Source organism: Bradyrhizobium sp. BRP19 (genome assembly GCF_020194195.1).
Lineage (GTDB): Bacteria > Pseudomonadota > Alphaproteobacteria > Rhizobiales > Xanthobacteraceae > Bradyrhizobium > Bradyrhizobium yuanmingense.
On record NZ_JADYVZ010000075.1, the window covers coordinates 1 to 1,266 of the forward strand.

Annotated in this window: 1 protein-coding gene; it reads left to right on the forward strand. The window is 60.3% G+C overall.

Going from position 1 to position 1,266, the window contains the following annotated elements; genetic code table 11:
• The first annotated feature begins 60 nt into the window (after nucleotides 1–60).
• Nucleotides 61–1,238 (forward strand): IS3 family transposase gene (locus I6F36_RS38550; protein WP_225145783.1). Its coding sequence is split into 2 segments (ribosomal slippage): nucleotides 61–375 and nucleotides 378–1,238, totalling 1,176 coding nucleotides; the frame shifts between segments, so codons are not numbered across the junction.
• Nucleotides 1,239–1,266 lie beyond the last annotated feature (28 nt).

Here is a 1,266-nt window from a genome sequence, read left to right on the forward strand (position 1 = left end):
CTGAACCTCCTCCGAATTGATGGACACCTGTAGTAGGCTCGAAGAGCCAGGAGGTGTCGGATGGAAGGACGTCAACGTCGGTCGTTTACGGATGACTACAAGCGGCAAGCGGTTGATCTCGTAGTGTCGAGCGGGCGCTCGATCGGATCTGTTGCCAGGGAGCTTGGCCTGCGCGATTCCGTGCTGCGGCGGTGGGTGGAGCAGCGAGGGACCCGGCTGGAGCCGACGGCGGCGACGCGGCGCCCCACAACGCAGGCGACGCTGCCGTCGGCGGACCACGCGGCGGAGATCGCGCGTTTGCAGCGGGAGAACGAGCGGCTGCGTATGGAGCGTGATATTTTAAAAAAGTCCATTGCGATCTTTGCTGGAGTTCCGAAATGAGATTCCGCTTCATCGAAGATCGCCGCGCCGACTATCCGGTGATGATCATGTGCGGTGTGCTCGGTGTCTCGCCGGCCGGCTATTATGCCTGGCGCTCGCGCCCGGAGAGCCAGCGATCCGCAGCCAATCGTGAACTCGTCGACGACATCAGGCGGGTTCACCGCGACACCAATGGCCGCTATGGCAGCCCGCGCGTCCATGCCGAGTTGAGGGCTCATGGCCGCGGGGCCAGCCGCGGTCGCATCGAGCGATTGATGCGCCGACATGGCATCAGGGCCATCATGGCGAAGCCACGACGGGTGCGGACCACCGACAGCCGTCACGATTTCCCGATCGCCCCGAATCTTCTCGAGCGCAACTTCATCGCCACTGCTCCGAACCAGATCTGGCTCGCCGACATCACTTACGTCGAGACCGAGCAGGGTTGGCTCTATCTGGCCACGCTGATGGATCTCTACAGCCGCAAAATCGTCGGCTGGGCGATGGCAGATCATTTGCGCGCCGAACTGCCGATGGCGGCCCTAGCGATGGCCATTGCGACACAGCGGCCTGGCGCCGGCTTGATCCACCATTCAGATCGTGGCGTTCAATATGCTTCGGCGGAGTATCGCAAGATGATGCAGTCCGCCGGTTTTCGGGCCTCGATGAGCCGCAAGGCCGATTGTTACGATAACGCACCGATGGAGAGTTTCTTCCACACGCTCAAAACAGAACTCGTCCATCAGCAGCATTATGAAACACGTGAGGAAGCCAGACGTGATATCTTTGCTTACATCGAGGGCTTCTACAATCGAAAGCGTCGTCACTCCGCCATCGGCTATATCAGCCCGATCGAGATGGAGCTAAAAGCAGCTTAACCCTGTCCATTTTTTCGGGGGAAGATCA